Consider the following 21,375-nt stretch of genomic DNA (forward strand, 5'->3'; position numbering starts at 1 on the left):
CGCCGGAGACGGCGATCCGCCAAACACGCCGAGAGAAGGCAGGCGGAGGCGAGGACATGCGCAAAATTCTGATCATCGGCATCGGTTCGGGCAATTCGGAGCATATGACGGTACAGGCGATCAATGCGCTGAACCGCGCCGACGTGCTGTTCATCCCGACCAAGGGGGCGAAGAAGACCGAGCTGGCCGAAGTGCGCCGCGACATCTGCGCCCGCTACGTGACGCGCGGCGACAGCCGCACGGTCGAATTCGCTGTGCCGGTGCGCCGCACCGAGGGCGTCAGCTACGACGGCAGCGTCGACGACTGGCACGCCCAGATTGCCGCGATCTACGAGGGGTTGCTGGCGAAGGAATTGGGCGAGGATGGAACCGGCGCGTTTCTCGTCTGGGGCGATCCGATGCTCTATGACAGCACCATCCGCATCGTCGAGCGGGTCAAGGCGCGCGGGCAGGTTGCCTTCGACTATGACGTCGTTCCGGGGATCACCAGCCTGCAGGCGCTCTGCGCCAGCCACCGCATTCCGCTGAACCTCGTCGGCAAGCCGGTGGAGATCACCACCGGGCGCCGGTTGCACGAGAGCTTTCCGGAAAAGAGCCAGACTTCCGTCGTGATGCTCGACGGGGAGCAGGCGTTTCAGCGGATCGACGATCCCGACGCGGAAATCTTCTGGGGCGCCTATCTTGGTACGCCGGATGAGATCGTCATATCCGGTCGCCTTGCCGAGGTGAGGGACCGGATCCTCGAAACGCGGGCGGCAGCGCGCGAGAGAATGGGCTGGATCATGGACATCTACCTGTTACGCAAGGGCGCCGACTTCGAGGAGTGAGGACGCCGGACAGACCGCGCCGTGATTGATCTCACTCAAGGTTTGCGGCTGTGTTATAGCGTCTTAAGGGGCTTCTTCAGGGAGGAGAACCTCGAGCGATGACGGATTTGATGAGCACCTGTGCCCTTCCATCGACTGGAGAACCCGGTGCCAGCGCCTCGATGCGGCGCGGCGCCTGTCCGTCGCTCGCCGCACCGATGCAGACCGGCGACGGGCTGCTCGTGCGGCTCAGGCCCGATGACGGCAGCCTGACCATTCCCAAGGTCATCGCGCTTGCGGCCGCCGCCGAGACCTTCGGCAACGGCATCATCGAGATCACCGCGCGCGGAAACCTGCAGTTGCGCGGCCTGAGCGAGGCGACGGTGCCGGCGCTGGCGCAGGCGATCGGGGATGCCGAGATCATGATCGCCGAGGGCCTTGCGATTGAGGTGCCGCCATTGGCCGGTATCGATCCGACAGAGATCGCCGATCCCCGATCGATCGCGGCAGGGCTTCGGGAAGCCTTGCAGGCGCGCCGGCCGATGCTGAGGCTTGCGCCCAAACTGTCGGTCGTCATCGACGGTGGCGGACGCTTTGGTCTTAATGCTGTGGTTGCCGACATTCGCCTTCGGGCGCTTTCGACGCCCGACGGCTCTGGATGGCTGCTGTCGCTGGGCGGGACGGCAGCGAAGGGATCGATCATCGGGACGTTTGTCGGCAACGCGGTCGTGCCGGCCTTGATCACCATTCTCGAAAAACTGGCGAGCCTCGGCACGACGGCGCGCGGGCGCGATCTGGACCCGGCAGAAATCCGCGCCCTTTGTCGGTGCGAGGCATTGTCCGAATGTCCGGCAGTTCTGAGTTCGGCCTCGATTCCCGGCAGTCATGACCTCGGTGACGCCGGGGTCGTTCTTGGTCTCGGCCTTGCCTTTGCCCAGGTGGAAGCCTCCGCGCTGGCGGCCTTCCTCCATCAGGTCCAGGAGCTTGGCGCCACTGCGATCCGGCTTGCGCCGGGGCACGCCTTCTTCGTGCTTGGCCTCAGCCACGAGACCGCGGCTGTCGCCCAGAGCCTGGCAGCGGCGCATGGTTTTCGCATCGTCGAAGACGACCCGCGCAACGCGATCGCCACCTGCGCCGGCAGCAAGGGCTGTGCCTCCGCCTGGATGGAGACCAAGGGCATGGCACAAAGCCTTGTCGAGATGGCGCCCGAGCTGCTCGACGGCTCGCTTACCGTCCATCTGTCCGGCTGCGCCAAGGGCTGTGCCCGACCGAGGCGGTCGGAGCTGACGCTGGCCGGTGCGCCATCAGGATACGGGCTTGTCGTAAATGGGGCTGCGAACGGCTTGCCAAGCGCCTACACCGATGAGAATGGAGTGAAATCCGCGCTCGCCCGGCTCGGCCGGCTGGTGCGGCAAAACAAAGACGCTGGCGAATCGGCGCAGTCCTGTCTTACACGGCTCGGAGCTGCGCGCGTCTCGGCAGCGTTCGAACAGGAATAGACATGCCTGAGTATGATTACATCCGCGATGGCAACGCCATCTACGAGCGTTCCTTCGCCATCATCCGCGCCGAGGCCGACCTTTCCGGTTTCTCTGAGGAGGAAGCGGATCTGGCGGTGCGCATGGTGCATGCCTGCGGCTCGGTCGAAGCGACCAAGCAGTTCGTCTTCTCTCCCGATTTCGTGACCTCGGCCCGCGCGGCGCTCAAGGCCGGCGCACCGATCCTCTGCGATGCCGAGATGGTCGCTCACGGTGTTACCCGCGCACGGCTGCCGGCCGGCAACGAGGTGATCTGCACGCTGCGCGATCCGCGCACGCCTGAGATTGCCGCCGAGATCGGAAACACCCGCTCTGCCGCGGCGCTCAAACTCTGGAGCGAGCGTCTGGCCGGTTCGGTCGTGGCGATCGGCAACGCGCCGACGGCCCTGTTTTTCCTGCTCGAAATGCTGCGGGACGGAGCGCCGAAGCCGGCGGCAATCCTCGGCATGCCCGTCGGTTTCGTCGGCGCGGCGGAATCGAAGGATGCGCTCGCCGAGAATTCCTACGGCGTTCCCTTCGCCATCGTGCGCGGTCGCCTCGGCGGCAGCGCCATGACCGCTGCGGCGCTGAATTCGCTCGCGAGGCCGGGCCTGTGAGCGGCGCCGGCGTGGGGCGCCTGATCGGCGTTGGAACCGGCCCCGGCGATCCGGAGCTCTTGACGGTCAAGGCGGTGAAGGCACTGGGCGAGGCCGATGTGCTTGCCTATTTCGCCAAGGCCGGGCGCAGCGGCAACGGCCGCGCCGTGGTCGAAGGTCTGCTGAAGCCCGATCTCCTGGAGCTGCCGCTCTACTATCCGGTGACGACCGAAATCGACAAGGACGACGGCGCCTACAAGAGCCAGATCACCGATTTCTACAATGCATCCGCCGAAGCCGTGGCGACGCATCTTCTTGCCGGGCGCACGGTCGCGGTCCTCAGCGAAGGCGATCCGCTGTTCTATGGCTCCTACATGCACCTGCATGTGCGGCTCGCCAACCGCTTCCCGGTTGAGGTGATCCCCGGCATTACCGCCATGTCCGGCTGCTGGTCGCTTGCCGGCCTGCCGCTGGTGCAGGGCGACGACGTGCTTTCGGTGCTTCCGGGCACCATGGCCGAGGCCGAACTCGGCCGGCGGCTTGGGGATACCGAAGCGGCCGTCATCATGAAGGTCGGGCGCAATCTGCCGAAGATCCGCCGGGCGCTTGCCGCTTCCGGCCGTCTCGACCAGGCCGTCTATGTCGAGCGCGGCACGATGAAGAACGCGGCGATGACGGCGCTTGCCGAGAAGGCCGACGACGAGGCGCCCTATTTCTCGCTGGTGCTCGTGCCCGGCTGGAAGGACAGGCCATGACCGGTACACTCTATGTGGTCGGCACCGGCCCGGGCAGCCCGAAGCAGATGACGCCGGAGACGGTGGAAGCCGTTGCGGCGGCGGAAGAGTTTTACGGCTATTTTCCCTATCTCGATCGGCTGAACCTGCGTCCCGACCAGCTGCGCGTCGCCTCCGACAATCGCGAGGAGCTCGACCGGGCACAGGTGGCGCTGACACGGGCTGCTGCCGGCGCCAAGGTCTGCATGGTCTCCGGCGGCGATCCCGGCGTCTTTGCGATGGCGGCCGCCGTCTGCGAGGCGATCGACAAGGGGCCCAAGGAATGGAAATCGGTCGAACTGGTGATCACGCCCGGCGTGACGGCCATGCTCGCCGTTGCCGCCCGTATCGGCGCGCCGCTCGGTCATGATTTCTGCGCGATGTCTCTCTCCGACAACCTGAAGCCATGGGAGGTCATCACCCGGCGGCTCAGGCTGGCGGCGGAAGCGGGGCTCGTCATTGCGCTCTACAATCCGATCAGCAAGGCGCGACCGTGGCAGCTCGGCGAAGCCTTCGAGATCCTGCGCGGTGTGCTGCCGGCAACGGTGCCGGTCATCTTCGGCCGCGCGGCCGGACGGCCGGACGAGCGGATCGCGGTGATGCCGCTTAGCGAAGCCGATGCCAATCGCGCCGACATGGCGACCTGCGTCATCATCGGCTCTCCGGAAACCCGCATCGTCGAGCGGGATGGGCAGCCCGATCTCGTCTACACGCCGCGCTTCTATGCGGGGGCGAGCCAGTGAGCGATGCGGTCGAGTGCCTCGCCGCAACTGCTAACGGCGGGCACGTCCGTCGGTTTGCGCCGCTCGACCATGATCACCTCGATGCCCAGCCGGCGCGCCGCGGCAATCTTGCCATAGGTGGCGCTGCCGCCGCTGTTCTTGGCGACGATCACGTCGATCTTCCGGGTCTCAAGCAGCGCGGCTTCATCGGCTTCCTTGAAGGGGCCGGTCGCCAGGACCGCCTCCTGGTCGGGCAGGTTAAGCGGCGGAGTGACCGGATCGACGCTGCGGATAACGTAGCTGTGCTGCGGTGCGACCTCGAAGTGGAACGCCTCCTGCCGGCCGATGGCGAGGAAGACGCGCCGGCGGCGATCGCCAAGCGCGCTCACCGCTTCGACAACGCTGTCGACGGTGGTCCAGCGATCGCCGGGCAGGGGCAGCCATTCCGGTCGGCGAAGGGCAAGCAGCGGAATTCCGGTTCGTTGCGCCGCTTCCGCGGCATTGTGCGATATGCGCGCGGCAAAGGGATGCGTGGCGTCGACCAGCAGGGCGATGTTTTCGTCGCGCAGGAAGTGCGCCAGCCCATCGGCGCCGCCGAAACCGCCGATGCGGGTCTTGACCGGCTGCGGCCGCGGGTCGGCGGTACGACCGGCAAGCGAGATGGTGGTGTCATAGTGGGCGTCTTCGGCCAATCGGCTCGCCAGTTCGCGCGCCTCGGTGGTGCCGCCCAATATCAGAATGCGAGGTTTTTCCATGGCTGACGTGTCGAACAGCGAACCCGCCATCGTCTCCCCCTGGCTGACCGTCATCGGTATCGGTGAAGATGGTGTAGCGGGTCTCGGCGACGAGGCCAAGCGGTTGATCGCCGAGGCACCCGTCGTCTATGGCGGTCATCGCCACCTGGAGCTCGCCGCTTCCCTTATTACAGGCGAGGCTCATCATTGGCAGAGCCCGCTCGAGCGCTCGGTGGTGGAAATCGTCCGTCGCCGTAGCACACCTGTCGTGGTGCTTGCCTCGGGCGACCCATTCTTCTTCGGCGTCGGCGTGACGCTGGCGCGCCGTGTCGCGTCTGCCGAGATCCGCACGCTCCCCGCACCGTCCTCGATCAGCCTTGCCGCCTCACGGCTAGGCTGGGCCTTGCAGGATGCGACGCTCGTCTCAGTGCATGGACGTCCGCTCGATCTGGTGCGGCCGCACCTGCATCCGGGCGCGCGCGTGCTGACGCTGACATCGGACGGGGCCGGCCCGCGGGACCTGGCCGAGCTGCTGGTCGCCAGCGGCTTCGGTCAGTCCCGGCTGACGGTTCTGGAGGCGCTCGGCGGCGCCGGCGAACGGGTGACGACGCAGATCGCCTCGCGTTTCATGCTCGGCCTCGTGCACCCCTTGAATGTCTGCGCCATAGAGGTGACGGCCGACGAGGGCGCACGCATCCTGCCGCTTGCGGCCGGCCGCGACGACGCGCTGTTCGAGCATGACGGGCAGATCACCAAGCGCGAGGTCAGGGCTTTGACGCTGTCAGCACTGGCGCCGCGCAAGGGCGAACTGCTCTGGGATATCGGCGGCGGCTCCGGCTCGATCGGTATCGAATGGATGCTGGCCGACCCGACCATGCGCGCGATCTCCATCGAAGTGTCGCCGGAGCGTGCGGTCCGCATCGGCCGCAACGCGACGATGTTCGGTGTGCCGGGGTTGACAGTGGTCGAAGGTGAAGCACCGGCCGCCCTTGCCGGCCTGCCGCAGCCCGATGCGATCTTCATCGGCGGCGGCGGCAGCGAAGCCGGCGTGATGGAGGCCGCGATCGCGGCGCTCGGGCCTGGTGGACGTCTGGTCGCCAACGCGGTGACAACGGATATGGAAGCGGTGCTGCTTGATCATCACGTGCGGCTCGGTGGCACGCTGATCCGAATCGATATCGCACGAGCCGGTCCCGTTGGCGCGATGACCGGATGGCGGCCTGCCATGCCGGTGACGCAGTGGTCCTGGGCGAAGAGCTAGAACAATACCAGCAGTGCGAAGCGGTTTTGCGTCCGGAAATGCGGAAGAAAAGTGAGCAAAACCAGCAGGAGCGTGAAGCGGTTTTGCGTCCGCAACTGCGTGAAACAAAGAGAGAGCTAGATATGACGGTACATTTCATCGGCGCCGGCCCGGGGGCTGCGGATCTGATCACGGTGCGCGGCCGCGACCTGATCGGACGTTGCCCGGTCTGCCTCTATGCCGGCTCGATCGTTTCGCCGGACCTCCTGCAGTATTGCCCGCCGGGTGCGCGCATCGTCGATACCGCGCCGATGTCGCTGGACGAAATCGAGGCGGAATACTTGAAGGCGGCTGCCGACGGTCTCGACGTGGCGCGGCTTCATTCTGGCGACCTCTCGGTCTGGAGTGCGGTGGCCGAGCAGATCCGCCGGCTGGAGAAGCACGGCATCGCCTACACGATGACGCCGGGCGTGCCATCTTTTGCGGCGGCGGCCGCAGCGCTTGGGCGCGAATTGACCATTCCGGCGGTGGCTCAAAGCTTGGTGCTGACCCGCGTCTCCGGTCGCGCCTCGCCGATGCCGAACAGTGAGACGCTCGCCGCCTTCGGCGCCACCGGCGCGACGCTGGCGATCCATCTCGCCATCCACGCGCTCCAGCAGGTGGTCGAGGAACTGACGCCGCTTTATGGCGCCGATTGCCCTGTTGCTATCGTCGTCAAAGCCTCCTGGCCGGACGAGCGGGTGGTGCGTGGCACGCTCGGGGACATCGCCGCCAAGGTGGCGGAAGAGCCGATCGAGCGCACCGCGCTGATCTTCGTCGGCCCGGGGCTCGAAGCCTCCGATTTCCGCGAGAGTTCGCTCTACGATCCCGCCTATCAGCGACGGTTCAGGGGCCGCGGCGAATAGGCCGGGTCGCTTCAGGTCCCTGTCGCCGGCTTTCCCTGTCGTTGCGCAGGCTGAAACCTACTCTGCCGGTTCTTCGCGCGGCGGACGCTGCTTGAGCGGCACGCCGTGTTTTTCTTCCACGCGGTCGCGATAGAGTGCGGCCTGCCCGAGCAGCATCAGCGTCATCGGTGTGGTGACGAGAACGAAGACGATGATCAGGATTTCGTGGAACACCCAGCGGCTCTGCAGCACGGCGAAGCAGATGATCGAGGCTGTGCAGATCAGCAGCACGCCGCCGCTGGTTGCCAGCGTCGGCGCATGCAGCCGCTCGTAAAAGCTGGTAAACCGCAGCAGGCCGACCGAGCCGATCAGCGCTATGGCAGCGCCCAGAACCGTGAGCCCGCAGACCAGAATGGCCGCCCAGACGGGAAGGTCGGTGACATGGCTCATTCGATGATCTCCCCGCGCATCAGGAACTTGCCGAAGGCGATCGACGAAACGAAACCGATCAGCGCGACGATCAACGCCGATTCGAAATAGATCGAGTTTGCCGTGCGGATGCCGAAGGTGAGCAGCATCAGCATGGCGTTGATGTAGAGCGTGTCGAGGCCGAGGATGCGATCCTGCGCGCGCGGTCCTCTCACCATGCGGTAGAAGGCGAAGGCCATCGCCAGGCCGAGCATGATCTGGGCAATCAGGATCGACCAGATGATCGTGAGTTCCATCATCCGAATATCTCCTTCAAGGCGGCCTCGTAGCGCTTGACCGTATCGATCCAAACGCGCTCGTTCTCCATGTCGAGCACATGGAAGAGCAGGGATTTGCGCAGGCGGTCGTATTCGAGCCAGGCCGTTCCCGGGGTCGCCGTCATGACGCAGGCGAGCAGCGCCAGGGCATTTTCGTCATCGAGATCGATATCGACGGTCAGGAAGCCGGAATTCGGCGGTCTGCGTCGGCCCCTTAGAATGACGGCAGCGACGGCCAGGTTGGATCGGATGATGTCGAGCGCAATGGTAAAGCCGAAACGCAGCATCAGCAGGACCCGCCGCGGGTGCGAACGGGCGAGGCCGAGCTTGAGCGTCACCCAGCCGAGACCGGTGGCAAGCACGGAACCCATGAGGATCGTGCCGGGGGCGACCGACTGATTGAGCAGCAGCCAGATGGCGAGCAAACCGGCCGAAAGAAGCGGGTAGGGAAACCAGGTGCGCATCGGCTATTGCCCTCCCGCCCGAGGTGCGGTGAGTACGCGTTCTGCATAGCCCGCCGGGTTCAGAAGCGAGTCCGCCGTCGCCTGCATGTAGCGCATCGTCGGGCCGGCCTGCACGCTGAGGTATATGCAGGTGGCGAGCAACACGACGACGGGTGTGATCTCGATGACGACCACCCGCGGCACGGTGTTTTCAATCGACGCCCAGAAGGTGCGGATGCCGACACGGTTCATGGCGATCATCGCCGCCAGACCGGAGACGATCAAGAGGGTGACATAGGTCCAGTCGGCTGCGGAAATCGCCGGAGCGGCTTCGGCTCCCGACAGGCCGAAAAGACCGCCGAGGATCGCGAATTTGGCGACGAAGCCGGAAAGCGGCGGCAGGCCGGCAAGCAGCAGGGCGCAAAGGCAGAAGCAGAGGCCGAGGATCGCCATGGTGCCGGGGATCGCGGCGCCGACCACTTCTTCCTCCTCGTCCTCGTCGGCATCGCCGTAGGCTTCCATCGTCACCGCCAGAACGTCGGCGCCGGCGTCGCGGCCACGCTCGACCAGTTCGATCAAGAGGAAGAAGGCGGAGATCGTCAGTGTCGAACTGACGAGATAGAACAGCGCGCCGGCAATCATGCTCGGATGGCCGAGGCCGATTGCCGCGAGCAGGGTGCCGGAAGAAACCAGCACCGAATAGGCGGCCAGACGGCCCATGGCCTGGGAGGCCAGCACGCCGATCGCGCCGAAGGCGATTGTCAGCAGGCCACCCAGAAGCAGGATCGGTTGGCCGAAGCCCGCCGAGGCGCCGGCGCTGGCGCCGAAGACCAACAGCGAAAGCCTGAGGATGACATAAATGCCGACCTTGGTCAGGATCGCGAAGACGGCGGCGACCGGCGGTGTCGCGGCCGAATAGGCTGTCGGCAGCCAGAAGCTCAACGGCCACATGCCGGCCTTCACCAGGAAGGCGACACCGAGCACGCCCGCTCCGACCTCAACCATCTGGCGGTCATCCGGCGAGAGCGTCACCAGTTTCATCGAGAGATCGGCCATATTGAGCGTGCCGGTCGCGCCATAGATCAGGCTGACGCCGATCAGGAAGAGCGACGAGGCAGCGAGGTTGATAGCAACGTAATGCAGGCCCGCCTTGACGCGGAGCGGCCCGGAGCCGTGCAGCAGCAGGCCGTAGGATGCCGCCAGCATCATCTCGAAGAAGACGAAGAGGTTGAAGAGGTCGCCGGTCAGGAACGAGCCGTTGAGACCGGCGATCAGCAGCTGGAACAGCGAATGGAAGTGATGGCCGGCCGTGTGCCAGCGCGCGATCGAATAGGCCTGGGCGGCAAGCGCCAGTCCGCTCGTCAGGCACAGCATCAGCGCCGACAGGCGGTCGAGCACCAGCACGATGCCGAAGGGCGCCGGCCAGTTGCCGAGTTGATAGACGCCGCTGCCGGCGGGGGCGCCGTCCATCGAGGCGATGCGCATCAGCACCATCGAGAGGATGAAAAGCGCGAGCGTCGAGACGAAGCCCATCACGCCCTTCACCATGCGGTTGCGCTCGTCGATCGGGATCATCGCGGCACCGACCATCAGTGGCAGCAAGATCGGCAGAATCAGCAGGTGGTGCACCCAGTTAGTCATGGCGCTGCTCCCGGCCGTCGACGTGGTCGGTGCCCGTGAAGCCGCGCGAGGCGAGCAGCACGACGAGAAAGAGCGCGGTCATCGCAAAGCCGATGACGATGGCGGTCAGGACGAGCGCCTGCGGCACCGGATCGGTGAAGCGGCTGAGGTCGCCGACACCGCCGGGTTCCAGCACCGGCGGCGCGTTCACGCGAAGGCGCCCCATGCCGAAGATGAAGAGGTTGACGGCATAGGAGAGCAGCGAGAGGCCGATGATCACCTGATAGGTCCGCGGACGCAGCAGCAGGTAGACGCCCGATGCGGTCAGCACGCCGATCGCGACAGAGAGGATGATCTCCATTAGCGGGCCTCCTTTCCGCTCCGCGTGGCGCGGGCATGGGCACGCGGCGCACGGATCGACTGGTGGGCAAGGGCGATGAGGATCAGCACCGTTGCGCCCAGCACCAGCGAGAAGACGCCGAGATCGAAGAATAGCGCACTCGCAAGCGGGAACTTCCCGACGATCGGCAGCGTCACGTATTGCGCGTGCGAGGTGAGGAACGGATAACCGAAGAGCCAGGAGCCGATGCCGGTGGTCGCGGCGACCAGCAGACCGATGCTCATCCAGCGCAGCGGATGGATGCGCAGCCGTTCCTCGACCCAGCGGGTGCCGCCGGACATGTATTGCAGGATAAAGCCGATGGACATGGCGATGCCGGCCGCAAAGCCGCCGCCCGGCAGGTCATGGCCGCGCAGGAACAGATAGGCGGCGAGCATGCCGATGACCGGGAACATCCAGCGCATGATCACAGAAGGCACGAACAGGTACTCGGCGACGCTGTCGCCCTTGCTGCGATCCGGGTGGTCGTCGTCGAAGGCGTTCTGGACGCGCTGCTGTTCCGGTGCCTCCAGGCTGTCGGCCTGCGGGCGGAAGCGCAGGAGCAGAGCGAAGACCGTGAGCGCGACGATTGCCAGAACGGCGATTTCGCCGAGCGTGTCGAAGCCGCGGAAGTCGACGAGGATGACGTTGACGACGTTGGTGCCGCCGCCCTCCTTGTAGGCGCGCTCAAGGAAGTAGCTGGCGATCGTCTCGGGCATGGGCCGGGTCATCATCGTATAGGCGATGAGCGCCACGCCGCCGCCGGCGGCGATCGCCAGCAGGAAGTCGCGCAGACGGCGGAAGCGGACCCGCAATGACAGCAGCTCCGATTCCTGCGTATCCTCGATACGCTTCGGCAGCCAGCGAAGACCGAGCAGGATGAGGACCGTCGTGACGATCTCGACGAGCAGCTGAGTCACGGCAAGGTCCGGCGCCGAAAGCCAGACGAAGGTCAGGCAGGTGGTGAGACCGGCGCCGCCAAGCAGCACGAGTGCGGCGAGCCGGTGGAATTTTGCCAGCAGCGCCGCGCCGATCGCGCAGGCGATGCCGACCGCCCAGAGCAGCGCGAAGGCCGGATCGATGCTGCGAACGAGAAGCGGCGGCAGCTCGTATTTGCTTAGAAGCAGCGGCAGCGCACCGGCGGCGACGGCGATGAAGACGAGGAAGCGCATCTGCGGCTGCAGCCGCCGGGTGCCGAGCCGTTGTTCGAGCGAACGTGCCCATTTCCAGGAGAGCGTCACGAGCACGCGCTCGAAGATGCGCTGGCCGTGCAGCAGGCGGAAGATCGGCGGCCCCTCGATGCTGGTCGCAAGATAATTGCGCATCAGGAAATAGAGGCCGACGCCGCCCGCCAGTGCCACGAAGCTCATGATCAGCGGCAGGTTCCAGCCATGCCAGACGGAGAGGCTGTAGTATGGCGTGCTGGCACCCAGGATCGATACGACCGCCGTGTGCAGGAACGGACCGATGGTGACCGCCGGAATGATGCCGACGACCAGGCAGGCGAGCACCAGGAACTCGATCGGCACGCGCATCCAGCGCGGCGGCTCGTGCGGCACCTTCGGCAGATCCTCCGGCGTCTTGCCGAAGAAGACGCTGTGTATGAAGCGCAGCGAATAGGTGACCGCGAACATGCCGGCGAGCGTCGCGACGTAGGGCGTCATCGTGTCGAGGATGTTGGCCTGGTGCGTTTCGATCGCCTCGGCGAAGAACATTTCCTTCGAAATGAAGCCGTTCAGAAGCGGAACACCAGCCATGGCAGCGCTCGCGACCATGGCGAGCACCGCCGTTCCCGGCATGTAGCGGATCAGCCCGCCGAGCTTGCGCATGTCACGCGTGCCGGTCTCGTGGTCGATGATGCCCGCCGCCATGAACAGCGACGCCTTGAAGGTGGCGTGGTTGACGATGTGGAAGACCGCGGCGACGGCGGCAAGCGGGCTGCCGAGGCTCAACAGCACCGTGATCAGGCCGAGATGGCTGATGGTGGAATAGGCCAGCAGGCCTTTGAGGTCCTGCTGGAAGATGGCGAAATAGGCGCCGAGCAGCAGGGTGGAGAGCCCGGCAAGGCCGACGATCCAGAACCAGGCCTCGGTACCGGCCATCACAGGCCACAGGCGCACAAGCAGGAAGACGCCTGCCTTCACCATGGTTGCGGAGTGCAGGTAGGCGGAGACCGGCGTCGGTGCCGACATCGCGTGCGGCAGCCAGAAGTGGAACGGGAACTGCGCGCTTTTCGTCAATGCGCCGAGCAGGACCAGGATCAGGACAGGCATATAGAGCGGCGAGTTGCGGATCAGATCGCCCGACGCCAGCACGACGTCGAGGTCGTAGCTGCCGACGATGCGGCCCATCAGCAGGAGGCCGACGAGCATGCAGAGGCCGCCCGTGCCGGTCACGGTCAACGCCATGCGGGCGCCGTCGCGGGCATGGGCATTGTGGTGCCAGTAGCCGATCAGGAGGAACGAAACGATGCTCGTCAGTTCCCAGAAGACCGCAAGCAGGATGAGATTGCCTGAAAGCACGACGCCGAGCATCGAGCCCATGAAGGCAAGAAACAGCGCCAGGAAGCGCGGCACCGGGTCTTCCGCGGCCATGTAATAGCGGGCGTAAATCACGACGAGTACGCCGATCGCTGTCACCAGCACCGTGAAGAGCCAGGCGAAGCCGTCCATCCTGAGCGTGAAATTGAGGCCGAGTTCAGGGAGCCAGGCGATGTCGTAGCGCAGCACGCCGCCCGAGGTGACGAAGGGATAGAGGCTGGCGGCGACGAGGAAACACAGGAGCGCGATCGTTCCTGCGAACCAGGCTGTCGCACCGCGTTGATCGGGCGGAAAGAAGATTGCAAGGAGGCTTCCCGCAAATGGGGCGAGAATGAAGACAGAAAGCAATTTTCCCGCGTATTCGATCGTACCGTTCCCTTCGTTCGGGTTTCATGGAGAGCGGGCACCAGAGCGCCGTGCTTTCAAAAGAACGCACAGGGGACGCACCAGGATGTTGAATCTAGAGCATCTTTTCCGCTTCAGTGGGTTGCCCTTGAAGCGGGACGCCCTAGAGGCCCGAAAGGGCGGTCGCATCAGCGACTGCCGCAGGTGATGCCGCCGATCCCAAGACGTGGAGGCAGGCAATTGTTTTTATGGCGATTCGCGGCAAAGCTGCCAAGCCTTACCGGTGCGAAAAATGCACGCACCGTGTTTTTTGCAGCAGGCCGGCGTGCTTCTCAGGCCGCAAGCCAGCGGCGCTCGAAGGCGAAGGTCGCGAGGTCGTTGGCGTTCATCGGCCGCGCGAAGGCATAGCCTTGCAGCCCGTGGCAGCCGAGTTCCTTCAGGATATGGGCGTGTTCCAGCGTCTCGACGCCTTCGGCGATCACTTCGATGCCGAGCGACGTGCCGATATCGATGATCGATTCGACGAGGCGCTTTTCGGCGGGCGAGTCGAGGATCGGCAGGACGAGCTGGCGATCGATCTTCAGCCGCCGCGGGGTCAGCTTCAGAAGGCTCAGGATCGAGGCATAGCCGGTGCCGAAATCGTCGATCTCGATGTCGATGCCGAGCTCCTTGATCCTGCGGATGTTGGAAAGCACCGTCACGTCGCCCTCGTCGAAGGAGATCGATTCCAGTAGTTCGAAGGACAGGCGGCCCGCCGGAATTTGCAATTGTTCGAGGCGATCGATCAGGTTTTCATCGTGAAGCCGTGCATAGGACAGATTGACCGAGACCTTGGGAATATGGATGCCGCCCGCCTCCCAGCGGTAGATCTGGAACAGCGCCTGTTCCAGGATTGCCTGGTCGATCGACGCGACCACGTTGATGTCTTCCGCCGTCTTCAGGAAGGTATGCGGGCCGAGCAGTCCCTTGGATGGATGATCCCAGCGCGCCAGTGCCTCGACACCTGTTATGTCGAGGGATCGCGGGCAGAACTGCGGCTGGAAATGGGCGATGAACTCGTTGTGCTCCAGCCCGCGAAGGATCTCGTCGGCCGTTTGCTTGGTCTTGAAAACGGCCGTCTTCAGCTCACCGGTAAAGGTCTCGTGCCGGTTGCGGCCGCGGCGCTTGGCTTCGTAGAGCGCAATATCGGCATTGACCAGCACGTGCGACAGATCATCCGTTGCCTTGGCCTGGGCAGCAATGCCGATGCTGACGCCGATGCGGCACTCCTGGTCCTTGTAGCGGACGGGCACGCTCATCGCCTCAATGATGCGGGACGCGAGTGTGGCGTCCGGTTCCATCCCGCCATCCTGGCGAACGATGACGAACTCATCGCCGCCGATGCGAGCAACGAAGTCCCTGGCATCCGCATTGCCCCGGAGCAGCTCGGCGGCATGGCGCAGGATTTCGTCGCCGGCGGCGTGGCCGAGCGTATCGTTGATCTGCTTGAACCGGTCGAGGTCCATGTGGAATATGCTGAGCCGGGCTTCCGGCGCGAAATGCCTGTTGCGCTCGGCCAGGACCTGATCGAGGAACCGGCGGTTCGGCAGGCCGGTCAGCGGATCGTGCAGGGCATTGAATTCCATGCGATGGCGCGCCGCCTCGAGCTCGACGCTGTGCGCCTCGGCCATGCGCTTGGCTTCGAACAGGGTTTCGCGGGTCTCGAAGTCGGCGGTGACGTCCCAGTTGACCCCGACGACCTTCCGCATGCCATCGGCGCCGATATAGGCAGAGCCGATCGCGCGAATGTGACGCAAACTGCCGTCTGGGAGGCAGATGCGGAAGTCCGAGTTGTAGGCGTCGCCCGTCTCGAGCGCTTCTGCGAACTCGGCCTCGGCGCGCTGGAGATCGTCGGAATAAAGGGCGCTTCTCCAGTCCTCATAGGTCTCGCGGGTGGAGCCGGCGCGACCGTAGAGTTCGCGCATCCGGTCGTCCCAAAGCAACTTGCCGCTCGCAATATCCAGCTCCCAAATGCCGATCTGCGACGAGTCCAGCGCGATCTTCAGGCGATGGGAGAGCTCCTGCAGCTGCGCCTTGCTGTGCCTCAGCGCGCGGATGTTCATCTGCCGCTCGCTCATCAGGCGACCGGTCAGCACCATCGGCAGGATGATCATCAGGCCGCCGAGAACGATCAATCCGCGGATGAACCAGGCATTGCCGGCCGTCGTCGGCCAGCCGCCCCTGGGAACGGCTGCGATACGCCAGGAGCCGCCCGGCAACAGCACGGTCATCGCGACCGGCGAATGCTTGAAGACCGCGGGGTCGCCAAAGAAGACCTGCCCTTCCGCGCCGGTGCCGTCGCGCCCGGCTATGGCGATATCTATGCCGGGCTGTTCGGAAAGGAGGCCGCTGTCACGATAGAGGCGGTCGATGTCGATGATGGCGGAGACGATGCCCCAGAAGCGATTGCTGCCGCCGCCGGCGTCGATCATTACCGGGAAGCGGCCGATCAGCCCACGCCCGCCCTGGACGAGATCCACCGGGCCGGCAAGCACCATCTGCCTGGTGTTCTTGACGCGCATGACGGCAGCGCGCTGCAACTCGTTCTTGCGGTAATCGAGCCCCAGCGCCTTCTCATTTCCTTTGAGCGGGTAGACGAGCGAGACGACGAGGTTCGGCGCGGCAGCGATGCTGCGCAGTTGCGAGCGTTCGGTAAAGATGCTGCGCGAAAGGGCGGCGAAGCGCTTCTGATCCATGCCCGGCTCGGTGACGAGCGTGCCGATCAAGCCGCGCACGAGCTGGATATTGCCGTTGACGTTGGCTTCGAGCTTGGAGCGGATGGGATTGAGCTCTTCGGCGACCCGTGCGCGCAAGCGCGCCTCGGCCACCACCTGGTTCTGATTGTCCGCCAGGATGCCGGCCACCAGGACCACGAAAGCCGCGATGACCGCCGGAAGGTAGCTTGGCGTTAAAACCCTGGAGAGCCTCTTCATTCCGAGGTTGAAAGCATGTCTGGCAGGCACAAATCACCCCGGCGGCACGCGAATGGCTGTGTATCGACCGGGATGATCCCAAAAGGGTCTTAATAATTCTTGTTTTAGTCGGCTCTTTTATACGAGGTTTCGCATTCAGCCACCCTTGCGCTCGGGTAGCTTCTTGCGCTTGGTCTCGGCGAGTTCCTTGAGTTCGCCTTCCGTCATGGATTTTTCCATCTCGCGGGAGGCGCCCTTGAGACTGGACTTCTTGGTCTCTCCGCGTTTTGCGGCCAGGGCCGCACCGGCTGCCTTCTGCTGAGCCTTCGATTTGGCTGGCATGGAACACCACCTTTCGGTTGATAGCCCCTCCCAACGCTCAGCGGTCGCCGGTGTTCCGAGATTTCCGGATGAATAGCGCGATGCTACGCGCCTTCCCGGGCTTCGATCATGGCTTGCAGTGTCTCCAGGCGATCGGCGTCGCGCGGCAGCTTGTCCTGTCGCAGGCGGGCAATGCGGGGGAAACGCATCGCGACGCCGGATTTGTGCCGGGTCGAGCGGTTGATGCCTTCGAAGGCGACCTCGACGACGAAACCGAAATCGGGTTCGGCCCTGACGGCACGGACGGGTCCGAAACGGTCGGTTGTGTTGTCCCTGACGAAACGGTCGAGAAGCTCCAGCTCGGCGTCGGTGAAGCCGAAATAGGCCTTGCCGACCGGTACCAGCGTTTCCTTCCCGTCGATGACAGTCCAGACGCCGAAGGTGTAATCGGAGTAGTAGCTCGATCGCTTGCCGTGACCGCGCTGTGCATACATCAGCACCGCGTCGATATTAAAGGGCGCACGCTTCCACTTGAACCAGGGCCCTTTGACACGGCCGGGCGTATAGGGCGAATCGAGCCGTTTCAGCATGATGCCTTCGATGACCGGGTCGGGCGGGTCGGCGCGCAGCCGGTCAAGCTCTTCCCAGGACGAGAACGGCACCAGCGGCGACAGGTCGAAATGCTGTGGTGCAGCGCTTTCCACGAGATCGGCAAGCATTGCCCTTCTTGTGACAAAGCCTTGCGGGCGAACGTCCTCTTCGCCCGAAAAGAGAATGTCATAGGCGCGGATGAAGGCGGGGTAGGCATCGAGAAGCTTGTGGCTGACGGTCTTGCGGTTCAGGCGCTGTTGCAGGTCGGCGAAGCTTCGGGTTGCGCGATTGGTGCGTGCCGTGCCGCCGACGAGCAGTTCGCCGTCGATGACGCCGGTGAAGTCGGCGGCTTCGAGTACATCGGGAAAGGCGCCGGAAATCTCGTCGCCGCTGCGGGAGTAAAGACGTTTGACGCCGCCTATATTGGCAAGCTGTACGCGGATCCCGTCCCACTTCCATTCGGCCGCGAAATCCCTGGGGTCGAGCGCGTCGAGATCGCCCTCACCGACGGGATTGGCGAGCATGACCGAGTGGAAGACCGCCGGCGTCGAAAGCTCGGGCTTCTCCGCCTCGCCCAAGAGCCAGCGGAAGAGCGGCAGATAGGGCGGTGACAGGCCGTGCCAGAGCGTCTCGATTTCGGCGACATCCTTGCCGCCCATGTCGGCAAGCGCCTGTTTGGCGAGCTTCGCCGATACACCGATGCGCAGGCCTCCGGTCACCAGCTTGAGGAAGGCGAAGCGCGCCGAGGTGTCCAGGTGGTCGAGCATGTCGCGCACGACGCTGCGCACGTCGGCGCGCCCGGTCATCTGCAGGCGCTCGATGGCGGCACCCAGCGGGATGTCCGATTGAACCGTACCAACCGGGGGTTCCCAGACGAGCGAGACCGTTTCGGCGAGGTCGCCGACATAGTCGTAGGAGTACTGGAAGAGCACCGCGTCCATGCGTTCGAGGAGCAGGTCCCGGATCATCGCCGGCTTGACCGTGTTCAGCGACAGCGTACCGGCGATCGCCGCGAGCGCGTAGCCGCGGCTCGGATCCGGCGCCGTCCGGAAGTAATCGGCAAGCAGGCGGATCTTGGCGTTGCGCTGCGGGCTCAGGACGAGGCGATCGAGCAGTTCGGCGAAGGCGTGCATCCCGTCACTCTCCCTCGTCGTCGTAACCGACGAGGTGCAGCGGGCGGGCGGCGATGCCTTGCAGCTCGCACCAGCGCACCAGTGCTTCCTCGCGGCCGTGCGTGACCCAGACTTCGCCGGGAGCGATCTCGGTGATCGTCTCAGTCAGCTCAGCCCAGTCGCAATGGTCGGAAATGACCAAGGGCAGTTCGACGCCGCGCTGTTTCGCTCTTTGGCGGATCAGCATCCAGCCGGAGGCGAAGATGGCGATCGGATCGGTGAAGCGCCGCGACCAGCGGTCGGCGAAGGCGGCGGGCGGGCCGATCACGATGGTCCCTCTGAAATCCTGCTTTTCGTCGGCGGCAAGTGTTGCCGGACGAAGTTCGCCGAGATCGATGCCCTGGCTCTGGTAGTAGTCGCAGAGCCGCTGCAGGGCGCCGTGGATGAAGATCGGTTGGTGGTAGCCCTCTTCGCGCAGGAGCGCGATGACGCGCTGAGCCTTGCCGAGCGCATAGGCGCCGACCACGTGGGTCCGTTCGGGAAACTGGGTAAGCGAGGTGAGCAGCTTGCGCGTCTCGGCCCGGTCGTCCGGGTGGTGGAAGACCGGCAGACCGAAGGTGGCCTCGGTGATGAACACGTCGCAGGCAACCGGTTCGAAACCCGTGCAGGTCGGATCCCGTCGCCGTTTGTAGTCGCCGGAGACGACGATGCGGATACCGTTGGCATGCACTGAGATCTGTGCCGAGCCAAGCACGTGGCCGGCGGGATGGAAGCCCACCTCGACACCGTTCAGCGTCAGCCTTTCCCCGAGTTCGACCGCCTGGCTCGTGCCGCAGAATCCATCTCCGTAACGAATGCGCATGATGTCGAGGGTTTCGCGGGTGGCGAGCACCTGGCCGTGGCCGGCGCGGGCATGGTCGGAATGGCCATGGGTAATGAGCGCCCTTTCGACCGGCTGCACCGGGTCGATGTAGAAATCGCCAATCTGGCAGTAGAGACCCTTGGGGGCGGGATAGAGCAGGGCGTCCGGTTTCATGGACATAAAGATAGCCGGCGAACGCGCGTCCGCCAGCCATCTTGTTCAAGTTTTTCAAGGCGCAACATCGGTCGCGCCTCGATCAGGTTCAGTCGTTCAAGACAAGCGTGTCGCTGATCAGCTTCAGCGTGCGGGCCGCATCGATGTCGATGCAGGCCTTCTGGCTTGGCAGATTGTCCCACGGGCTCGGCGGGAAGAGCCTGTTGTCGGGGCTCTGGATCGTCTGGCCGTCGGCAATGCCGCCGCAGACGACACGGATCGATCCGCTTCTGACGGTGAAGAGATCGGGCGCCACGACATAGGCGCAGGCGCAGCTGTCATGCACGACCATGCCATCGGGAACATGCTGCTCGTAGAAGGTGACGTAGAACTTCGAGATGTCAGCAAGCAGCTTGCCGGCCTCGCCGCCGCGCTCGGCTATGTCGGCGATCATCGCCTTGGTCATCACGGTCTGGGTGGTGACGTCGAGGCCGACGACGGTGACCGGCCACGCGGCCGTCATCACCACGTCAGCGGCTTCCGGGTCGCCGTGGATATTGGCTTCGGCAGCGGGTGTGATGTTGCCGTTGACGTCGAAGGCGCCGCCCATGATGACGACTTCGCGCACGAGTGCGGCAAAATCCGGATCCTCGCGCAGCGCCAGCGCCAGGTTGGTCATGCGGCCGACGGCGATCAGCGTCACTTCGCCCGGATGGGCGCGGACCGTATCGATGATGAAGCGGTGCGCCGGGCGCGGGTCGATCGGCAGGTCGACAGTCTCCGGGACATCGATGTTGCCGAGGCCGTCGTCGCCGTGGATGAAGGTCGGCCAGCCAACATGCGGACGGTCGGGGTCGAAGGTCTTGTCGAGGCCCTTGGCAACCGGTGCATCGATGCCCCATTGCTGCTTCAGGAACAGCGCATTGCGGGTGGTGGTTTCGACCGAGGCATTACCGAAGACAGTGGTGATGCCGATCAGGTTGATAGCCGGATGACGATGCAGGAAAAGCAGCGCCATCGCATCGTCGATGCCCGGGTCCGTATCAAAGATGACTTTGTGCATTGCGTTCTTCTTTTCTTGTTCTTGTGTTTGACGGCCCGCAATGGAGGCAAGATGGCTGTGAAAGTCAATCTCCCTCGCGGGCGCCTGGGCCGAGACTGAGCGCCTTCCTGGCCGGTTTCCGTTGGAACATCGCTGCACCGGCAGACATGGCGGGCTCCCTCGCAGCAGCTTAAACTTTCCGAAAGGGTGGCGCGCCTAATGTTGAGGCGCGCCCTTTCGGGCTTTTCTGCAATTCCTGGATATGACGGCGGAGTCACCCTCGTGAAGGCTATCCTCGGCAAGTTTCGGCCATCGAAGAGGCTGCTCGTCATCCTCGCGGCCGCCTTCGGCGTGTCGGCCGCATCCGGCGGGGCCGCTGTCTATGTCAGCCGGGACGCACTGATGGCGGGGCTTTCCAAGCCGAATACATCGGGTCTCGAATGCACGATGCTGCGGACCCTCAAGCTCAGCCATAACGGCCAGCGCTGGATCCGCATGCACGTCAAGACCGATCGCGCCGATGGCGAGGCACGCATGCGCACGGCCCTGCGTGTGGTCGGCGCGCTGGCGAAGGCCGAGAGCGCCGATCTCTATCAGGTCGTCGTGCTCGACGCGGCCGGCCCGGAGGATCGGGCGCAGGTTCGCGGAGCCGCAATCGGGGCGGAAGTGCTTTTCGCTCCGGGCCCGCAGAGCGTGCCTGGAATGAGCGAAACGTTCCGCGCTTCCTATAATGCCGGTACGGCGAATTCCGTCGGCGTCTTTCATGGCAAGACGGTCGATCTCTCGATGGATGATATCCGCATGATGATGGCAGCGATGGACGACCACTCGTCGTGCATCGATCCGTCCGCGGATCCGGCCGAAGCCAAGACCGCCGAAGCAGGCGGTGCCGAACATGCGGCCGAACCGGAGGAGACGGCCGAGGCGCCGGCCGGTCACTGAGACCACGCTGCGTCCGAGACGTCGGATCATCATCAGAAAATAAAAGGCCCGACGCT

The 21,375-nt window shown here is 64.7% G+C and carries 20 protein-coding genes; 8 read left to right on the forward strand and 12 right to left on the reverse strand.

The features are described from left to right. Positions 1 to 56: 56 nt before the first annotated feature. The 5 genes from cobF (at position 57) to ACTJKM_RS02550 (ending at position 4,435) form a co-directional block, all read left to right on the forward strand. Positions 57 to 827 carry a precorrin-6A synthase (deacetylating) gene (cobF, locus tag ACTJKM_RS02530; RefSeq protein ID WP_440659910.1) on the forward strand — a complete coding sequence of 257 codons (771 nt, stop codon included), beginning with the start codon at positions 57 to 59 and terminating at the stop codon, positions 825 to 827. Positions 828 to 937: 110 nt separating this feature from the next. After that, the gene (gene cobG, locus ACTJKM_RS02535; protein ID WP_440659923.1) at positions 938 to 2,305 is read left to right on the forward strand and encodes a precorrin-3B synthase; all 1,368 of its coding nucleotides are present in this window, start codon (positions 938 to 940) and stop codon (positions 2,303 to 2,305) included. 2 nt (positions 2,306 to 2,307) lie between these two features. Then, positions 2,308 to 2,940, forward strand: a complete 633-nt coding sequence (locus tag ACTJKM_RS02540) for a precorrin-8X methylmutase (protein WP_057254524.1) — start codon at positions 2,308 to 2,310, stop codon at positions 2,938 to 2,940. Next, on the forward strand, positions 2,937 to 3,674 hold the full coding sequence (locus ACTJKM_RS02545; protein ID WP_110880649.1) for a precorrin-2 C(20)-methyltransferase: 738 nt from the start codon (positions 2,937 to 2,939) through the stop codon (positions 3,672 to 3,674). The genes ACTJKM_RS02540 and ACTJKM_RS02545 overlap by 4 nt, the downstream gene beginning before the upstream one ends. Then, on the forward strand, positions 3,671 to 4,435 hold the full coding sequence (locus ACTJKM_RS02550; RefSeq protein WP_440659911.1) for a precorrin-3B C(17)-methyltransferase: 765 nt from the start codon (positions 3,671 to 3,673) through the stop codon (positions 4,433 to 4,435). Before ACTJKM_RS02545 ends, ACTJKM_RS02550 begins: the two co-directional genes overlap by 4 nt. Here ACTJKM_RS02550 and ACTJKM_RS02555 read toward each other — a convergent pair. Then, positions 4,414 to 5,199 (reverse strand): cobalt-precorrin-6A reductase, encoded by a 786-nt coding sequence (locus tag ACTJKM_RS02555; protein ID WP_440659912.1) that lies wholly within the window; start codon positions 5,197 to 5,199, stop codon positions 4,414 to 4,416. The genes ACTJKM_RS02550 and ACTJKM_RS02555 overlap by 22 nt on opposite strands. On the opposite strand from ACTJKM_RS02555, the gene ACTJKM_RS02560 reads away from it, so the two are divergent. Continuing rightward, positions 5,168 to 6,409, forward strand: coding sequence for a bifunctional cobalt-precorrin-7 (C(5))-methyltransferase/cobalt-precorrin-6B (C(15))-methyltransferase (locus ACTJKM_RS02560; RefSeq protein ID WP_058326883.1), 1,242 nt, complete (start codon positions 5,168 to 5,170; stop codon positions 6,407 to 6,409). The two genes, ACTJKM_RS02555 and ACTJKM_RS02560, sit on opposite strands and share 32 nt — an antisense overlap. 122 nt (positions 6,410 to 6,531) lie before the next feature. Next, complete coding sequence (cobM, locus tag ACTJKM_RS02565; RefSeq protein ID WP_058326882.1) at positions 6,532 to 7,293, forward strand: precorrin-4 C(11)-methyltransferase; 762 nt, start codon at positions 6,532 to 6,534, stop codon at positions 7,291 to 7,293. 57 nt (positions 7,294 to 7,350) lie between these two features. On the opposite strand, the gene mnhG is transcribed toward cobM, so the two are convergent. The 11 genes from mnhG to ACTJKM_RS02620 all read right to left on the reverse strand — a co-directional run bounded on the left by mnhG (position 7,351) and on the right by ACTJKM_RS02620 (position 20,398). After that, positions 7,351 to 7,722 carry a monovalent cation/H(+) antiporter subunit G gene (mnhG, locus tag ACTJKM_RS02570; protein WP_058326881.1) on the reverse strand — a complete coding sequence of 124 codons (372 nt, stop codon included), beginning with the start codon at positions 7,720 to 7,722 and terminating at the stop codon, positions 7,351 to 7,353. Next, on the reverse strand, positions 7,719 to 8,000 hold the full coding sequence (locus ACTJKM_RS02575) for a K+/H+ antiporter subunit F (protein ID WP_057254530.1): 282 nt from the start codon (positions 7,998 to 8,000) through the stop codon (positions 7,719 to 7,721). Before ACTJKM_RS02575 ends, mnhG begins: the two co-directional genes overlap by 4 nt. Next, complete coding sequence (locus ACTJKM_RS02580) at positions 7,997 to 8,482, reverse strand: Na+/H+ antiporter subunit E (protein ID WP_057254531.1); 486 nt, start codon at positions 8,480 to 8,482, stop codon at positions 7,997 to 7,999. Before ACTJKM_RS02580 ends, ACTJKM_RS02575 begins: the two co-directional genes overlap by 4 nt. A 3-nt stretch (positions 8,483 to 8,485) precedes the next feature. Continuing rightward, the gene (locus tag ACTJKM_RS02585; RefSeq protein WP_058326880.1) at positions 8,486 to 10,102 is read right to left on the reverse strand and encodes a monovalent cation/H+ antiporter subunit D; all 1,617 of its coding nucleotides are present in this window, start codon (positions 10,100 to 10,102) and stop codon (positions 8,486 to 8,488) included. Beyond that, entirely contained in the window at positions 10,095 to 10,442 is a 348-nt protein-coding gene (locus ACTJKM_RS02590) for a Na+/H+ antiporter subunit C (RefSeq protein ID WP_058326879.1), read from the reverse strand. Before ACTJKM_RS02590 ends, ACTJKM_RS02585 begins: the two co-directional genes overlap by 8 nt. Further along, positions 10,442 to 13,348 (reverse strand): monovalent cation/H+ antiporter subunit A, encoded by a 2,907-nt coding sequence (locus ACTJKM_RS02595; protein WP_058326878.1) that lies wholly within the window; start codon positions 13,346 to 13,348, stop codon positions 10,442 to 10,444. Before ACTJKM_RS02595 ends, ACTJKM_RS02590 begins: the two co-directional genes overlap by 1 nt. A gap of 329 nt (positions 13,349 to 13,677) precedes the next feature. Continuing rightward, positions 13,678 to 16,317, reverse strand: coding sequence for an EAL domain-containing protein (locus ACTJKM_RS02600; protein ID WP_113513698.1), 2,640 nt, complete (start codon positions 16,315 to 16,317; stop codon positions 13,678 to 13,680). 135 nt (positions 16,318 to 16,452) lie between these two features. After that, positions 16,453 to 16,638 (reverse strand): DUF3008 family protein, encoded by a 186-nt coding sequence (locus ACTJKM_RS02605; protein ID WP_057254536.1) that lies wholly within the window; start codon positions 16,636 to 16,638, stop codon positions 16,453 to 16,455. An 83-nt stretch (positions 16,639 to 16,721) separates the two neighbouring features. Then, positions 16,722 to 18,341 carry a cisplatin damage response ATP-dependent DNA ligase gene (locus ACTJKM_RS02610; protein WP_057254537.1) on the reverse strand — a complete coding sequence of 540 codons (1,620 nt, stop codon included), beginning with the start codon at positions 18,339 to 18,341 and terminating at the stop codon, positions 16,722 to 16,724. Positions 18,342 to 18,345: 4 nt separating this feature from the next. Further along, entirely contained in the window at positions 18,346 to 19,356 is a 1,011-nt protein-coding gene (locus tag ACTJKM_RS02615; protein WP_057254816.1) for a ligase-associated DNA damage response exonuclease, read from the reverse strand. A gap of 88 nt (positions 19,357 to 19,444) precedes the next feature. Next, positions 19,445 to 20,398, reverse strand: a complete 954-nt coding sequence (locus tag ACTJKM_RS02620; protein ID WP_057254538.1) for a nucleoside hydrolase — start codon at positions 20,396 to 20,398, stop codon at positions 19,445 to 19,447. Positions 20,399 to 20,659: 261 nt separating this feature from the next. Between ACTJKM_RS02620 and ACTJKM_RS02625 the strand changes: the two genes are divergently transcribed. Further along, entirely contained in the window at positions 20,660 to 21,319 is a 660-nt protein-coding gene (locus ACTJKM_RS02625; RefSeq protein ID WP_057254817.1) for a hypothetical protein, read from the forward strand. Positions 21,320 to 21,375: the final 56 nt, after the last annotated feature.

The sequence above is a fragment of the Ensifer sp. 22460 genome (genome assembly GCF_052044935.1).
Lineage (GTDB): Bacteria > Pseudomonadota > Alphaproteobacteria > Rhizobiales > Rhizobiaceae > Ensifer.